Origin of the sequence: Pseudomonas sp. I2 (genome assembly GCF_040984075.1) — a bacterium.
Lineage (GTDB): Bacteria > Pseudomonadota > Gammaproteobacteria > Pseudomonadales > Pseudomonadaceae > Aquipseudomonas > Aquipseudomonas guariconensis_B.
Map to the genome: position 1 here is coordinate 22,511 of NZ_JBCGFQ010000025.1, position 14,870 is coordinate 37,380.

Here is a 14,870-nt window from a genome sequence, read left to right on the forward strand (position 1 = left end):
GATGGAAACCCGAGCTCATCACGTCCTGATCGGCCTGATCACCGTCCTGGTGGTGGCCGGCGCCATGCTGTTCGGCCTGTGGCTGGCCAAGTCCAGCGTCGACGACACCTTCAAGGACTACGAAGTGGTGTTCAACGAAGCGGTCTCGGGCCTGTCACGCGGCAGCACGGTGCAGTACAACGGCATCAAGGTCGGTGATGTCACCACCTTGCGCCTCGACCCGCAGGACCCACGCCGGGTACTGGCGCGCATCCGCCTGAACGCCGATACACCGGTCAAGCAGGACACCCAAGCCAAGCTGACCCTGGCCGGCGTCACCGGCAACGCCTTCATCCAGCTCAGTGGTGGCACGCCGCAAAGCCCGGAACTCAAGGGCAAGGGAGGCCAGTTGCCGGTGATCGTCGCCTCGCCATCGCCCATTTCGCGGCTGCTCAACGACAGCAGCGACCTGGTGACCAACATCAACCTGCTGCTGCACAACGCCAATCAGATGTTCTCCGAAACCAATATCGACCGCCTGGGCAACACCCTGGCGAACCTCGAGCAAACCACCAGCGCCTTCGCCAACCACAAGGGCGGCATCGCCCAGGCCATCGAGCAACTGGCCGAGGTCGGCAAGCAGGCCAGCGCCACCCTGGCCGAGACCCAAACGCTGATGCACGACGCCAACGCCTTGCTGGGCAGCGAAGGCAAGCAGGCGATCGGCAGCGCCGAGCAGGCCATGCAGTCCCTGGCCGAAAGCACCGCGACCATCAACGCCCTGCTCAAGGATAACCGCCAAGCCCTCGACGACGGCGCCCAGGGCCTGAACCAGCTGGCCCCGGCGATCCGCGAGCTGCGCGAAACCCTCAACGCCCTGAAGGGTATCTCCCGGCGCCTGGAGGCAGACCCAGGCGGCTACCTGCTGGGCCGCGACAACAACAAGGAGTTCCAGCCATGAAACGGTCGCTGCGCCTGCTCGCCCTGACAGCCTCCCTGGGCCTGGCCACGGCCTGTTCGATCCTGCCGCAAAGCGAGCCGGTGGACATCTATCGCTTGCCGGTGAGCCAGGCCAACGGCAACCAGGCGCCGCTGGACTGGTCGCTGCGCCTGAACAAGCCACTGGCCAGCGAAGCCCTGGCCGGGCCGCGCATCGCCGTGATTCCCCAGGGTGACGTCATCAGCAGCTACAAGGGTGCGCGCTGGAGCGACCCGGTGCCGCTGTTGCTGCGCAACCGCCTGCTCGACGGTTTCCAGCGCGACGGCCGGGTACAGCGCCTGAGCGCGGACGACAGCAACCTGCAGGCCGACTTCGAGCTGGTCGGCGAGTTGCAGGCGTTCCAAAGCGAGTACCGGGCCGGGGGCGTAGAGGTGCTGATCCGCTATGACGCACGGCTGGTCCAGGGCCGCAGCCAGCGTATCCTGGCCAGCCGCCGCTTCGAGGTGCGCCAGCCGCTGGGCGACAGCCAAGTGCCGGCGGTGGTCGCCGGCTTCGGCAGTGCCAGCGACCAGTTGGTGGGACAAGTGGTGGCCTGGACCATCGCCCAGGCCGGCCAGGCTCAGGCGAAGAACCAGTAGCAGACGAAGATCGCCGCGATCACCCCGGATAGCTCGGCGAGCAGGGCACAACCCACGGTGTGGCGCACACGCTGGATGCCCACCGCGCCGAAGTACACCGCCAACACGTAGAAGGTGGTTTCGGTGCTACCCTGGATGGTCGCCGCCACCAACGCAGGGAAACTGTCGACGCCGTGGGTCTGCATGGTCTCGATCAGCATGGCCCGCGCCGCGCTGCCGGAGAACGGCTTGACCAGCGCGGTCGGCAGGCCCTCGACGAAACGGGTATCCATGCCCATCCATTCCACCGCATGGCGGATGCCGTCCAGCGCCAGCTCCAGGGCCCCGGAGGCGCGCAGCACGCCGACCGCGCAGAGCATGGCCACCAGGTACGGCAAAAGGCTCTTGGCCACGTCGAAACCTTCCTTGGCGCCTTCGATGAAGGCCTCATAGACCTTGACCCGTTTCAGCGCACCGATCACCAGGAACAGGATGATCACGCCAAACAGCGTCAGGTTGCCGAGGATCGACGAGAGGCTGGCCAAGGCCGCCGCCGACAGGGTGCCGAGGAGAGCCATGAAGCCGCCCAGCAGCAGGGCGCCGGGGATCAGGTAGGCGAGTACCACCGGGTCCCACAGGCGCAGGCGCTGCATCACCGCCACCGACAGCAGGCCGACCAGGGTCGAGCAGCTGGTGGCCAGGAGGATCGGCAGGAACACCAGGGTCGGGTCGGGCGCGCCCTGCTGGGCGCGGTACATGAAGATGGTCACCGGCAGCAGGGTGAGCGACGATGCGTTGAGCACCAGGAACAGGATCTGCGCGTTGCTCGCCGTGCTGCTGCTCGGATTGAGCTCCTGCAGGGCGCGCATGGCCTTCAGGCCGATGGGCGTGGCAGCGTTGTCCAGGCCCAGGCCGTTGGCGGCGAAGTTCATGGTGATCAGGCCCAGGGCCGGATGGCCGGGCGGGACCTCGGGCATCAAGCGGGCGAACAGCGGGCCCAGGACCTTGGCCAGCCATTCGACGATTCCGGCCTGCTCGGCGATCTTGAGAAAGCCCAGCCAGAGGGAGAGGGTGCCGAACAGCAGGACCATGACCTCCACGGACAGCTTGGCCATGGCGAAGATGCTCTCGACCATCGCGGCGAAGATGCCGGCATTGCCGCCGACCAGCCATTGGGCCAGGGCGGAAATGGCCGCCACCAGGAAAAAGCCGAGCCAAAGGCCGTTGAGCATCCGTGTGTTCCCCCTGAAAAATGCCCCGAATGATAACGCATGCCGGTCGGTTGAGCGGGCTTGCCGGGCGAATGCGTCGCTACAGACGACAAAAAGCCCCGACAAGTCGGGGCTCTTCGGTGCAACGCAGCAGGGTCAGCGCTTGGCGGTCTCGCCCACCAGCACGGTTTCCCGCTTGCCCGCGGCCTGCATCAGCGAGCTGTAGTACTGCTCGCCCTTGGCCGCATCGTACATGCCTTCCCAGCGCGCGATGACCAGCGCGGCCAGGGCGTTGCCGATCACGTTCAAGGCGGTACGGGCCATGTCCATGATGCGGTCGACACCGGCGATGAAGGCCAGGCCTTCCAGCGGGATGCCCACGCTGCCCAGGGTCGCCAGCAGTACCACGAAGGAAACGCCCGGCACGCCGGCGATGCCCTTGGAGGTGACCATCAGGGTCAGCACCAGCAGCAATTGCTGGCCCAGGGACAGGTCGATGCCATACAGCTGGGCGATGAAGATCGCCGCGATGCTCTGGTACAGGGTCGAGCCGTCGAGGTTGAAGGAGTAGCCAGTCGGTACCACGAAGCTGCAGATCGACTTCGGCGCACCGTACTTCTCCATCTTCTCGATCACCCGCGGCAGCACGGTTTCCGAGCTGGAGGTGGAGTACGCCAGGATCAACTCGTCCTTCATGATGCGCATGATCTTGATGACCGAGAAGCCGAATATCCGCGCCACCAAGCCCAGCACCATGAAGGCGAAGAAGGCGATGGCGAAGTACACCAGCAGCACCAGCTTGGCCAGCGGCAGCAGCGAGGCGAAGCCGAAGTTGGCGACGGTGGCGGCGATCAGGGCGAACACACCGATCGGTGCGTAGTTCATGATCATGTGGGTGACCTTGAACATGGTCTCCGACACAGCCTGGAAGGTACGTACCAGCGGGTCGCGCAGCTCCGCCTGCAGGCTCGACAGGCCCAGGCCGAACATCACCGAGAAGAAGATGATCGGCAGCATCTCGCCACGCATCAGCGCCGCGAAGATGTTCGACGGGATCAGGTTGAGCAGGGTCTCGATGAACGCGTGCTCATGCTGCACTTCGGCCGCGGTGGCCTGGTACTTGGAGATATCGACGGTGCCCAGGGTGCTCATGTCGATGCCGGCACCCGGATGGAACAGGTTGGCCAGGACCAGGCCGACGACGATGGCGATGGTGGTCACCACTTCGAAGTAGATGATGGTCTTCAGGCCGATGCTGCCCAGTTTCTTCGCGTCGCCTACCCCGGCGATGCCCACGATCAGCGACGAAATCACGATCGGGACGACGATCATCTTGATCAGGCGAATGAAGATGTCGCCGGCGGGCTGGAGGACGTTGCTGATCCACCATGCCTTTTCTGCACTGAAATGATTAAGCAGCGCGCCGACTGCAACGCCGAGTACCAGACCGATGACGATCTGCCAGGCGAGGCTTAGTTTTGCCTTCTTCATGTCATTCCCCCTTTGTTCTAGTGGTCACGGGCACCAACCGGAAAAGCGCGTTGCAGAGCCGTTTCCAGCCCATGGATCAGCGTTTTTCTTCCGTTCGGCGGCTCCATGGAAGGACACCGCAAGCGAGCGACACGGCGCTCGGGTCAGCGAAAAAGGCGGCAACTATTGCGATGCAAAAGAGGGCAGTCTAATGCCGGAAACGAGTAGCCCATGCCGAATCGGCATGATACTTCCAGAGGAAATCGGGCATCAGAAGAGGTTGTCTCTTCTGCGTTCGGATTTCCGAACAAGACCAAAGCGCCATTTTTCGGCAGATTTGACTGCACTCATTCGAGGGTTTGAACGGCCTGTTCGACAATCCGAATGGCCAAAATCGCCCCCGTCGGTGACGGTAGGGGATCGAAAAAAATTTCGATGTACGGTCGAGACAAAATGTGTCTCGGGGCAATTTCGCTTTTTTCCGGAGGAAGGCGTGCGGATCGAAAGAGGATCTTGTCGAGGGAAAGGGGGAGAAACGTGGATGCCTTCTTTATATAGAGGGTACCTCGGAAGCCAGGCCCGAGCCCATGCCCATCCGACACGGTCGGCCTGAAGCTTCCGACGTCACCTTCACCTGACCCGGCCCATCGCGGAGGCACTCCCTGTACCCCTAGGCCACTCCGGTCCTGCAACAACCAGAACGGCCCGGCCCCTTGGTCATGCGCCATCCCTCCTCGGGGCGGCGCATCATAGAAGCCGGAAAGCGGGAAAAGTTCGGCTTCTACAGCGTTACAACGCGCGAGCTTCGGTCAGTACCACTTCGGGTCGCGCTTGAGCTGCTCGCGCAGCATGGCCTTCATGCCGTCGTCCGGATCACCCAGCCAGCGGTATTGCGCATGGCGGGTGGGCGACTTGTCCGAGGGCAGGCCCTCCGGGACTTCCACGAGCATCCCGTAGGCGTCGTCCTTGTCCCAACTGAACGCCACGATCAGGCGTTTGTAGGTGCAATTGTTCTCCGATTCGCACAAAGGCCCGACCAGATACCGGTCGCCATCCTCGGTGACCGCCGACATCTGCTCCTGCGAACTGCCGGTGAGGTTGATCACCCAATCGGGCAGCCGCTCTTCGCCCTCGAGGGTGTCCTGCCAGGTTTCCCGGTACTCGGGGTCCGTACCCAGCAGCTGATTGACCCGGACCTGGCCGTCATTGGCCGCCATCGCCGCCGCGCCACCGCCCACTAGCAGGGCGGTAGCCAGGGCTGTGCAAAGCATCCTGCGCATGTTCAACCCCTGCCACGTCCGAAGAAGAAGGAAGCCACGAACAGGACCAGGAAGATGATGAAGAGGATCTTCGCGATACCAGTGGCGGCGCCGGCGATACCACCGAAGCCCAGCACGGCGGCGACAATGGCGATGATCAGGAAAGTGATGGCCCAACTCAGCATGATGGTTCTCCTTTCTTTTCGAAATCAGCCTGGCGTGGCGCTCAGAACACCCAGCGCTCCTGGGGTGCGACGCGCTCCAGGGTGGCAGGGGACGCCTTTGCCGCCGGCAGCGGCTCGGTCGCCCTCACCAGGGTATTGGCACGGTTCGCCTGGATCTGCGCCAGCAGCGCGGTCTGCGCCGCCACCTGCTCGGCCAGCCGGGAGGTCTGCCAGCTGTAGTAGAACTGGCCAGCGGCCAGGGTCAGCAGCAGCGCCAGCCCGAGGTACAGGCACTGGCGCAGGGGCAGTGCGGTAGTCTGCGAGCGGTTGACGGATGGGCGGTTCATGCCAGCTCCTCCTGCTGTGTTTTTATTCGAACCTGCCCAGGAAGTTGCAGCCTGCATGCCAGCCTTGGCCATCTGTAAAATTCCTTTTAAAACAAAAATATAGAAAAAAACTCACGAACACCGGGGACGTATCCTGCACGATGGACCCGGCAAGGTCGTGCGTTTTGCACGATCATCCTTCCACTTTGGTGGCGATCTTCAGCAGGTCGGCGTCCACGCCTCGCACACCGATGATCTGCCTGGCTACCTCCACGGCGATGGCCTTCTGTTCGCTACTGACCACCTCGCCAGACAGCCGGACCAGCCCTTGCTCGCTGGCCACCTTGATGTTCAGGCCATCGAGGTTGCGGCTGAAGCGTAGACTGTTCTGGATCTTGGCGACGATCCAGCTGTCACTGGGTTGCGGCCCCGTGGGCGCATCCACCGGCTTTTCCCGGGCCTTGGCCATGGCGGCGCTGTCCAGGCTGACCAGGTTGTTCACCAGGTGCACGCCATCGGTGCTACGCGCCAGCACGCCGGCCAACTCCTTGGCCTCAGGGCTATCGACCTTGCCCCGCAAGGTCACCACGCCCTCACGGCTCTCGACCTCGATCGGCGCCTTCTCGGTGATACGGCTCCAGAGCAGGCGTGCGCGCACGATCGCCGCGAGCGTGGCGTCTTCCAGACGTTGGGCGTAAGCCCGCAGCTCCTGGGGCCGCTCGACCAGCTCGGGGTTGACCCGCAGCTGGTTGTCGACCTGCTCGATACCACGGGTGGCAAGGGCCACACGCTCGGCCAACTGACTCTCGACCGCGTTCTCCACTTCGCCGGAGAGACGGGCCTGGGCGCCGTCCACCTCGACCGTGATACGGAACGGGTTGAGCACACGGTTGAGCGACAGTGCGGTTTGCAGGGCGCCTTGCAGGCGCGCGTCCTGGACGGGGTCGGCGAGGGCCGGGGTGAACACCGGCAGCAGGCAGGCCGCCAACAGGGTCATTCGAGGGGAAAAGCGCATGAGTCACCTCCTTGCTTGGCATAACAAAAGACAGTCGCAACCGCTGTGCCATTCCTAAAAGCCCGTGGAACCTCGTGCTGTTGGGGGGCTCAGACCGAGACCAGGCCATTGGCTAGCATGCAAACAACGGATTCCTTCAGAATGGACCATGCAACTTGCCCGATTTTTCCGACACTAATTGAGATCAATCCCGAAGGAGCGTAGGAAAATGGAATCAGCCCAGGACAACCAAGGCCGCATTCTGCTGGTGGATGATGAATCCGCGATCCTGCGAACCTTCCGCTATTGCCTGGAAGACGAAGGCTACAGCGTGGCCACGGCCAGCAGTGCCGCGCAGGCGGAAGCCTTGCTGCAGCGCCAGGTGTTCGACCTGTGTTTCCTCGACCTGCGCCTGGGCGAGGACAATGGCCTGGATGTGCTGGCCCAGATGCGTATCCAGGCTCCCTGGATGCGTGTAGTGATCGTCACCGCCCATTCGGCGATCGACACTGCGGTCGATGCCATCCAGGCCGGCGCCGCCGATTACCTGGTCAAGCCGTGCAGCCCCGACCAATTGCGCCTGGCCACGGCCAAGCAGCTGGAAGTCCGCCAGTTGTCGGCGCGCCTGGAGGCGCTGGAAGGCGAGGTGCGCAAACCCAAGGACGGCCTGGATTCACACAGCCCAGCCATGATGGCGGTGCTGGAAACCGCCCGGCAGGTGGCGACCACCGACGCCAATATCCTCATCCTCGGCGAGTCGGGGACCGGCAAGGGTGAGCTGGCCCGCGCCATCCACGGCTGGAGCAAACGGGCACGCAAGGCCTGCGTGACCATCAACTGCCCCTCGCTGAACGCCGAGCTGATGGAAAGCGAACTGTTCGGCCATACCCGTGGCGCCTTCACAGGGGCCAGCGAAAGCACCCTCGGGCGGGTCAACCAGGCGGACGGCGGCACGCTGTTTCTCGACGAAATCGGCGATTTTCCTCTGACACTCCAGCCTAAGCTGCTGCGTTTCATCCAGGACAAGGAATACGAGCGGGTTGGCGACCCCATCACCCGCCGGGCCGACGTGCGGATTCTCGCGGCGACCAACCTCAACCTCGAGGAGATGGTCCGCGACGGGCGCTTTCGCGAAGACCTGCTGTACCGCCTGAACGTCATCACCCTGCACCTGCCTCCCCTGCGCGAGCGCAGCGAAGACATCCTCACCCTCGCCGAACGCTTCCTCGCCCGCTTCGTCAAGGAATACTCGCGCCCCGCCCGGGTGTTCAGCGACGAAGCCCGCACAGCCCTGCTCAACTACCGCTGGCCGGGCAACATCCGCGAGCTGCGCAACGTGGTGGAGCGGGCCAGCATCATCTGCCCGCAGGAACGTGTGGAAATCAGCCACCTGGGCATGGCCGAACAACCCACGGGCAACGCGCCGCGGGTCGGCGCCGCGCTGAGCCTGGACGAGCTGGAACGCGCCCACATCGGCGCGGTGCTGGCCACCAGCGACACCCTCGACCAGGCCGCCAAGACCCTGGGCATCGACGCCTCCACCCTGTACCGCAAGCGCAAGCAGTACAACCTATGAAATGGTCGATGAAGCTGCGCACGCGGCTTTTCCTCAGCATCTCGGCGCTGGTGACGGTCGCCCTGCTCGGCCTGCTGCTGGGGCTCGTCAGCGTGTTGCAGATGGCCACCGTGCAGCAGCGCCTGGTCCGCGACACCACCCATGCCCTGGAAGTCGGCCTGAAGCTGCGGCAGAACCTGGGTGAGCAGCTCAACCTGATCCTCGACGAAAGCACCGATCCGCAAAGCCTGGTGACCCTGCAGGAGAGCTTCAAGACCCTGCTCGACGAGGGCCTGGCCCAAGGTGGCGAGCGCACCGGCTTCAGCAAGGCCAACAGCAACTACCAGGCCTTTCTCCAGGCGTACCGCGAAAGTCCGGCGCCGGCCCGCAGCATGGGGGTCGAGCAACCACTGGGCGCAGCGTTCAACCAGGTGCGTACCGACCTGATCGATTCGCACAAGCAGGCGCTGGAGCACATCACCCGCAGCGAGGAGCAAACCCGCGGCCGCGCGCTGCTGATCAGCGGCATGCTCGGCCTGATGGGCCTGGCGGTACTGGTGCTGGGCTTCGTCACCGCGCACAACATCGCCCGCCGCTTCGGCCAGCCGATCGAAGCCCTGGCCAAGGCCGCCGACCAGGTTGGCCAGGGCAACTTCGATGTCACCCTGCCCGTGACCCAGGCCACCGAGCTGAACCAGTTGACCCGCCGCTTCGGCCTGATGGCCGATGCCCTGCGCAAGCACCAGGCCACCAATGTCGACGAACTGCTGGCCGGCCAGCAACGGCTGCAGGCGGTGCTCGACAGCATCGACGACGGGTTGTTGATCATCGACCGCCAGGGTTGCCTCGAGCACCTCAATCCGGTGGCCCAACGCCAGCTTGGCTGGGACTCCAGCCGTGTCGGCACGGGCCTGGCCGAGGCGCTGCAGCGCCCGGAGCTGGAGCAGCAAGTGCGCCAGGTCCTGCGTGGCGGCAACCTAGACCGCCCGCCCGATGACCTGAGCATCGAGGTCGATGAGGAAACCCGCCTGCTGGCTTATAGCCTCACGCCGGTCAGCCATCCCCAGGGGCCGATCCTGGGCGCCGTGATGGTGCTGCACGATGTCACCGAGCAGCGTGCCTTCGAGCGGGTGCGCAGCGAGTTCGTCCTGCGCGCCTCCCATGAGTTGCGCACGCCGGTCACCGGCATGCACATGGCCTTCGGCCTGCTGCGCGAACGCTTGAAGTTCCCGCCCGAAGCCCGGGAAAACGACCTGCTCGACACCATTGGCGAGGAGATGCAGCGGCTGACTCAGCTGATCAACGACCTGCTCAATTTCTCCCGCTACCAGAGCGGCCTGCAGAAACTGGAACTGGCGCCCTGTGCCATCGACGAGCTGCTCGAACGCGCCCAGGCACGCTTTGCCGAGCAAGCCACGCACAAGCAGATCGAGCTGCTCACCGAACTGGAGCTGCCCTTGCCACGTATCCAGGCCGATATCGCCCAGCTCGAGCGGGTGCTGGACAACCTGCTGCACAACGCCATTCGCCACACCGCCAGCGGCGGACGTATCCGCCTGCACGCACGGCGCCATGCCGAGCGGGTGATCATCAGCGTCGAGGACAATGGCGAGGGCATCGCCTATGGCCAGCAAGGGCGCATCTTCGAGCCCTTCGTGCAGGTGGGGCGCAAAAAGGGTGGCGCTGGCCTGGGGCTGGCGCTGTGCAAGGAGATCGTTCAGTTGCATGGGGGGCGCATGGGGGTGTTTTCCCGGCCAGGGCAGGGTACCCAGTTCTACATGGCCTTGCCGGTCTGAGGTGGGCGACTCGTTTCGCGGGCAATCACTCAAGACTTTGGGGGGCCACTTCGCGCCCCAGGATGACAAGCACCGGCAATGTCAGGGCTTGCCCACGCGCCGCCCCCGCGTGACCAGTTCGGCGAACTGCCGGGCATTGAGCGGGTGGGCGAACAGCCAACCCTGGCCGTAGTTGACGCCTTCATTGTTGAGCAAAATCGCCTGGTCCTCGCACTCGATGCCTTCGGCTATCACCCGCAAATGCAGGTCATGGGCCATGCGAATGATGTGCGGAGCCACACCGCTGCTGGCGGCATCATGGCCCAGCGCGTCGATGAACGACTTGTCTATCTTTAGGCAGTCCACCGGCAGGGTCTGCAAGTAGGCCAGGCTGCAATAGCCGGTGCCGAAGTCGTCGATCAGCACCTGGTGCCCCACCGCACGCAGCGCCTGCAGGTTGTCACGCGCCACCACCACGTCGATCAGGCCGCGCTCGGTCACCTCGAAGGCGATCTGGCTGGGGGACACCCGATGGTGCGCCAGCAGGCGCGCCGCCACCCGGCCGATACGTGGCACCATGACATCGCAGGCCGCCAGATTCACCGAGATATAGAGGTGGCGGTTGGCCCGCAACAGCTGGCCCAGTTGCTCCAGTACCCGTTGCAGGACGAAGTCGGTGATCTGGCGGATCTGCCCGGTGTTCTCGGCCAGCGGGATGAACAGCTCGGGGCTGGTCAGGGTACCGTCCGGGCGACGCCAGCGCACCAGCGCCTCGGCACCGACACAACGCCGGCTGTCGAGCTCGAAGATCGGCTGATAGAGCACCTGCAGCTCGCCCCGGCGCAGGGCATTCTGCAGCTCCGAGCTCATCGAACGTCGCTGCAGCACCAGTTGCAGCACCAGCCAGCCGATGCAACAGGCCAGCAGCAGGCTGCCAGGGAACAGCAGCCAGAGCATGCCGTTCATTTTCAGCGGCAGGCTGGCGCGGGGGGCAATCAGCACCAACTGGTAGTCCGGCGATTTGGTCGGCATGCGGTAGACCAGGCGATCGCTCAGCTCGAGCAGGGCCTTGTGCGAAGGAGGAGGCCAGTTGGCGACCGGTGGCCAGACCTGGACGGGGCCCAGCACCGGGATCGCCCGGGTGCCGTGGTCGAGGACCACCAGCAGGCTGCCGCCGGGGGGGAGGTCGACCACGTCGCTGAGGTGGCCGCGGGAGGTGGACACCAGGAACCTTCCCCGGCCGAGCATCAGCGCGGCCAGGTTCTCGTTGGGTTCGGTGGTGGTGTTGAGCCAGTAGCTGTAGGTCGGGCCCTGGATGTCGGGTGCCCGCAAAGGCTCGATGAGCCGTTCGCCCCCCCGGTTGGAGCAGGCGATGTTGCCCTCGACATAAGCCGCCTCATAGATGAAGCGCGAACTCAGGCCAACCTGCTGCAAGGCCTCCAGCATCGACGCATCGCAGCCGCGCAGGGGTTGTGCCTGCAGACGGTCGACACCTTCGCGCAATTGGCCGAACACCTGCTCCAGACGCTCCAGGAAGCGCTCGCCCCGGGCGTTCATCTGCGCGCTTTCGCTTTGCTTCATCTGTTGCACGGCCACGCCGAAGCTGGCCGTCAGCAACAGCACGGCGCTGGCCAATGCTGCCATCCCGGCCAGCATCCAGGGTCGGTAGAAAAATTGGCGCAACGCGGCGAAGAGGGCTGACATCACAGGCATCCAGTTGATTACCAAGAGGTATAGCAACGGAATGGACAATCGGCCTCGCCGTTGGGCGCATGGGCCTGGCTGGCCGAGGGTGCTGCTGGCGCTATGTTGACCCGCGAAGGTCTGGGCCGCTTCGCAGCCCCAAGGTTCAGCGCATGCTGTTGAGCACCTGCAGCATCGCCGCAGTCTGGGCGTCCGGCATGCCGTCGAAACGCTGCGGGCGGAAGCGCATCTGGAAGGCGGCGATGACATGACGGGTGGCGACATCCAGCTCGCCGGTCTGCGCGATGGCATAGCCGAACCGTGCCAGTTGCTGCTGGTACCAGCCCGCCGTCGGCGGATTGACGCTGAAGTACGCCTGCTGCCGTGCCACCGCCGTCGCCTCCGGCCATACGCCGAGGCCTGCATCGGCCAGGCGCTTCCAGGGGAACACCGGCCCGGGGTCTAGCTTGCGCAGCGGCGCGATGTCGCTATGGCCGATAATGTTCCGGGGCGCGATGCCGTTGCGCTTGACGATGTCCTTGAGCAAGGCGATCAGTGCCTGGACCTGCGCCTCGCTGTAGGGGTGCCAGACACGGCCAGTGGGTGTGTCGGTATAGCCCGGATTGACGATCTCGATGCCGATGGAACTGGAGTTGAGCCAGGTACGGCCTTGCCACTGGCTGTCGCCGGCATGCCAGGCGCGGCGGCTCTCATCCACCAGTTGGTAGACCTTCGCCGGGCCATCGCCGATCAGGTAGTGGCTGCTGACCTCGCCATGGGTCAGCAGCGCCAGGGAGCGCTCCAGCGAGGCGTTGGTGTAGTGCAGGACGACGAACTGGATACGGTTGTCCTGGTTGACCGACGTATGGCTGCGATCGATACGCAAGCCAGTGGAGCAGCCGGTCAGGACGATCAGCAGCAGGGCAGTGAACAACGCTTTCATGGAAACAGCCAGGGTGATGGGTCAGTAATGCAATAGCATAACGTATGCACGCCTCGCCCAGTCAGCCTTGTTCCACCCGATTTCGCCCCAGCTCCTTGGCACGGTACAGCGCGGCATCGGCGCGCTTGAGCACCTGGTCGCCACGCTCGCCGGAGCGAAACGCGCTCAGCCCTATGGAAGTGGTGATCACCACCCGCTGGCCCTTGAAGTGGAACGGGCAAGCCTCGACTGCCGCGCGTAGGGCCTCGGCCATCTCGCCCCCGTCCGCCAGCGAGGTCTGCGGTAGCAGCAGGACGAATTCCTCGCCGCCAAAGCGGGCGATGAAGTCCTGGCCACGCAGGCGCTTGCGCAACTGGTCGGCGACGATCTTCAGGACCTTGTCCCCAGCCAGGTGGCCATAGCTGTCGTTGATACGCTTGAAGTGGTCGAGGTCGAGAATCGCCATCGACAGATGGCCACCTTGCTCCTGCCAGGCTTGTACCTCGCGCTCGACACGCTCCGTCCAGGCGGCTCGGTTGGGCAGGCCGGTCAGTGGGTCGATCAATGCTTTCTGCCGCTGCTCCTCCAGGTGATCGCGATAGCCGAGGGCCTCCTGCTCCATATGCGCCACCCGTTCGGCCAAACCCTGCAGGCGGCCGGCCAGTTCCTGCTCGCGGCGGTCGCGCTCCTGCTGGTGTTCGTCCATGGTCGTCAGCAGGCCCTCGAGGCGGTTCTCCAAGATGTGCTTGAGGCTGTCCAGGTCAACGGCGCCTTGCACGCTGTTCTGCAGACCGTCGACCTGCTCGCGCAACTGGCTGTCGAGTTCGCGGGCGGCGCAACTGTTGTCGGCATGCCCGGCACTGGCCTCCTGCAGGTGGCCCTGGAAGCTTTCCAGGCGTTCGTTGAGCTGCTGCAGGTAGGCCTCGAACTCGTGCTGGCCGCTGTCGGTGATCGCCAGCATCAGCACCGCCAGGTCATCCAGTACCGGGATCAGCTCATACCAGTTGAGCCCGCGTGACACCCGCTCACGCATGGCCAGGGCCTGGGCCTTGTGACGCTCCGGTAGGCTCAGGTCGTCGAGCAGGCCGATCAGGGTCTGCTCGATGTGTGCGGCTACCGTGCTGTAGGGCGGTTCGACGGCATCGGGCAGGGCGTAGGAACCGTCTTCATCGATGGCTTCGCCTGGGCCATCGGCCAGCGGCTCGCCAGGCTCGCGGTCATCGTCCGGCGACGGCTCCACCTCGAGCGGGCACTCGGTCGGGGCCGTCTCCTGCGCCGAGGGTAGCTCGATCTCGATCGGGTCTGGACCTGGTGCCTCGGCCAGCGGCTGCAATTCATCCATGTCGCCCGGAAGGGCTACGGGCTCGGCACCCGGCTGCGCCATGGCGCCGGCGACGGGCAGCGTCTCGGCCATGGCCGCGACAGGCTGGGTTTGCGCCTGCGTCTCGTGGTTACCGAACAAGCGCTGCAGCAACCCTGGCCGGGGCTCCTCCTCCGGCCTTTGCAACACACGCAAGGCCCGGCCCTGCAAACCGCTGAGTTCGCCCAGCAAGGGCGGCAGCTCGCGGGACTGGCTGACGCCCCCTTCGAGCTTCTTGGAGAGTTTCTTCAAAGGGCGGGCGACCTCGCCTGGCAATGGCAGGCCTTGCAACTGACCAACCAGCGCCGTCAAGGCATCACTGACCTGGTTCATGCGGGTTTCGCGTCGCTGCTCAGAATCCAGCACGGCCTTTTCCAGCCGTGGGATCAAGCCGGCGAGGCCGGCGTCCAGGTTGTCACTACGGATGACTTCGCGCATTTCCTTCATGCACTGGTCGACCGCCTTGTCACTGCCCTCGGCTGCCAGGGAACTGCGCACCAGGCCACGGCGCAGCAGGTCGAGACGGGCTTCCCAGCGGCGTTCGAGCTTTTCCTGCTGTTCGATGCTCTTGAGGTATTTTTCTTTCCAGCGCTCGGCTTCGTCGGTCATGCCTGG

The 14,870-nt window shown here is 64.7% G+C and carries 13 protein-coding genes; 4 read left to right on the top strand and 9 right to left on the bottom strand.

The genetic code is table 11. The features are described from left to right. Nucleotide 1 precedes the first annotated feature (1 nt). The gene (locus WCE05_RS14455) at nt 2-940 is read left to right on the top strand and encodes an MlaD family protein (RefSeq protein ID WP_225790011.1); all 939 of its coding nucleotides are present in this window, start codon (nt 2-4) and stop codon (nt 938-940) included. Continuing rightward, on the top strand, nt 937-1,557 hold the full coding sequence (locus tag WCE05_RS14460; protein WP_253080766.1) for an ABC-type transport auxiliary lipoprotein family protein: 621 nt from the start codon (nt 937-939) through the stop codon (nt 1,555-1,557). The genes WCE05_RS14455 and WCE05_RS14460 overlap by 4 nt, the downstream gene beginning before the upstream one ends. Here the strand turns inward: WCE05_RS14460 and WCE05_RS14465 are convergent. From WCE05_RS14465 to WCE05_RS14490, 6 genes are all read right to left on the bottom strand, one after another. After that, the gene (locus WCE05_RS14465; protein WP_368816094.1) at nt 1,539-2,768 is read right to left on the bottom strand and encodes a nucleoside recognition domain-containing protein; all 1,230 of its coding nucleotides are present in this window, start codon (nt 2,766-2,768) and stop codon (nt 1,539-1,541) included. The genes WCE05_RS14460 and WCE05_RS14465 overlap by 19 nt on opposite strands. A 135-nt stretch (nt 2,769-2,903) precedes the next feature. Further along, a complete protein-coding gene (gltP, locus tag WCE05_RS14470) occupies nt 2,904-4,238 on the bottom strand; it encodes a glutamate/aspartate:proton symporter GltP (RefSeq protein WP_253080765.1) in 1,335 nt (444 codons plus the stop codon). 788 nt (nt 4,239-5,026) lie between these two features. Next, a complete protein-coding gene (locus WCE05_RS14475) occupies nt 5,027-5,497 on the bottom strand; it encodes an inhibitor of vertebrate lysozyme family protein (protein ID WP_225790007.1) in 471 nt (156 codons plus the stop codon). A 2-nt stretch (nt 5,498-5,499) separates the two neighbouring features. Next, nucleotides 5,500-5,661: a DUF1328 domain-containing protein gene (locus WCE05_RS14480; RefSeq protein WP_011531543.1), complete on the bottom strand. Its 162-nt coding sequence runs from the start codon at nt 5,659-5,661 to the stop codon at nt 5,500-5,502. Nucleotides 5,662-5,702: 41 nt separating this feature from the next. Continuing rightward, the gene (locus WCE05_RS14485) at nt 5,703-5,987 is read right to left on the bottom strand and encodes a hypothetical protein (protein WP_253080764.1); all 285 of its coding nucleotides are present in this window, start codon (nt 5,985-5,987) and stop codon (nt 5,703-5,705) included. Between the two features lie 172 nt (nt 5,988-6,159). After that, nucleotides 6,160-6,981, bottom strand: a complete 822-nt coding sequence (locus WCE05_RS14490) for a BON domain-containing protein (RefSeq protein WP_225790005.1) — start codon at nt 6,979-6,981, stop codon at nt 6,160-6,162. Between the two features lie 208 nt (nt 6,982-7,189). Here WCE05_RS14490 and algB point away from each other — a divergent pair, with 208 nt between their 5' ends. Further along, a complete protein-coding gene (gene algB / locus WCE05_RS14495) occupies nt 7,190-8,536 on the top strand; it encodes a sigma-54-dependent response regulator transcription factor AlgB (protein WP_225790004.1) in 1,347 nt (448 codons plus the stop codon). Further along, nucleotides 8,533-10,311 (top strand): KinB sensor domain-containing domain, encoded by a 1,779-nt coding sequence (locus WCE05_RS14500; protein ID WP_225790003.1) that lies wholly within the window; start codon nt 8,533-8,535, stop codon nt 10,309-10,311. The genes algB and WCE05_RS14500 overlap by 4 nt, the downstream gene beginning before the upstream one ends. An 81-nt stretch (nt 10,312-10,392) precedes the next feature. On the opposite strand, the gene WCE05_RS14505 is transcribed toward WCE05_RS14500, so the two are convergent. The 3 genes from WCE05_RS14505 to WCE05_RS14515 all read right to left on the bottom strand — a co-directional run bounded on the left by WCE05_RS14505 (nt 10,393) and on the right by WCE05_RS14515 (nt 14,864). Next, nucleotides 10,393-11,994 carry an EAL domain-containing protein gene (locus tag WCE05_RS14505; protein ID WP_225790002.1) on the bottom strand — a complete coding sequence of 534 codons (1,602 nt, stop codon included), beginning with the start codon at nt 11,992-11,994 and terminating at the stop codon, nt 10,393-10,395. Between the two features lie 145 nt (nt 11,995-12,139). After that, nucleotides 12,140-12,916 carry an N-acetylmuramoyl-L-alanine amidase gene (locus tag WCE05_RS14510; protein WP_253080763.1) on the bottom strand — a complete coding sequence of 259 codons (777 nt, stop codon included), beginning with the start codon at nt 12,914-12,916 and terminating at the stop codon, nt 12,140-12,142. A gap of 61 nt (nt 12,917-12,977) precedes the next feature. Beyond that, a complete protein-coding gene (locus tag WCE05_RS14515; protein ID WP_368816095.1) occupies nt 12,978-14,864 on the bottom strand; it encodes a diguanylate cyclase in 1,887 nt (628 codons plus the stop codon). Between the last annotated feature and the right edge of the window lie 6 nt (nt 14,865-14,870).

What these genes read in the sequence shown, in the direction of transcription:
- WCE05_RS14475 (WP_225790007.1), bottom strand. Translation starts at nt 5,497, where the DNA reads ATGCGCAGGATGCTTTGCACAGCCCTGGCTACCGCCCTGCTAGTGGGC.
- algB (WP_225790004.1), top strand. Translation starts at nt 7,190, where the DNA reads ATGGAATCAGCCCAGGACAACCAAGGCCGCATTCTGCTGGTGGATGAT.
- WCE05_RS14455 (WP_225790011.1), top strand. Translation starts at nt 2, where the DNA reads ATGGAAACCCGAGCTCATCACGTCCTGATCGGCCTGATCACCGTCCTG.
- WCE05_RS14515 (WP_368816095.1), bottom strand. Translation starts at nt 14,864, where the DNA reads ATGACCGACGAAGCCGAGCGCTGGAAAGAAAAATACCTCAAGAGCATC.
- WCE05_RS14485 (WP_253080764.1), bottom strand. Translation starts at nt 5,987, where the DNA reads ATGAACCGCCCATCCGTCAACCGCTCGCAGACTACCGCACTGCCCCTG.
- WCE05_RS14460 (WP_253080766.1), top strand. Translation starts at nt 937, where the DNA reads ATGAAACGGTCGCTGCGCCTGCTCGCCCTGACAGCCTCCCTGGGCCTG.
- gltP (WP_253080765.1), bottom strand. Translation starts at nt 4,238, where the DNA reads ATGAAGAAGGCAAAACTAAGCCTCGCCTGGCAGATCGTCATCGGTCTG.
- WCE05_RS14480 (WP_011531543.1), bottom strand. Translation starts at nt 5,661, where the DNA reads ATGCTGAGTTGGGCCATCACTTTCCTGATCATCGCCATTGTCGCCGCC.
- WCE05_RS14490 (WP_225790005.1), bottom strand. Translation starts at nt 6,981, where the DNA reads ATGCGCTTTTCCCCTCGAATGACCCTGTTGGCGGCCTGCCTGCTGCCG.
- WCE05_RS14500 (WP_225790003.1), top strand. Translation starts at nt 8,533, where the DNA reads ATGAAATGGTCGATGAAGCTGCGCACGCGGCTTTTCCTCAGCATCTCG.
- WCE05_RS14465 (WP_368816094.1), bottom strand. Translation starts at nt 2,768, where the DNA reads ATGCTCAACGGCCTTTGGCTCGGCTTTTTCCTGGTGGCGGCCATTTCC.
- WCE05_RS14510 (WP_253080763.1), bottom strand. Translation starts at nt 12,916, where the DNA reads ATGAAAGCGTTGTTCACTGCCCTGCTGCTGATCGTCCTGACCGGCTGC.
- WCE05_RS14505 (WP_225790002.1), bottom strand. Translation starts at nt 11,994, where the DNA reads ATGTCAGCCCTCTTCGCCGCGTTGCGCCAATTTTTCTACCGACCCTGG.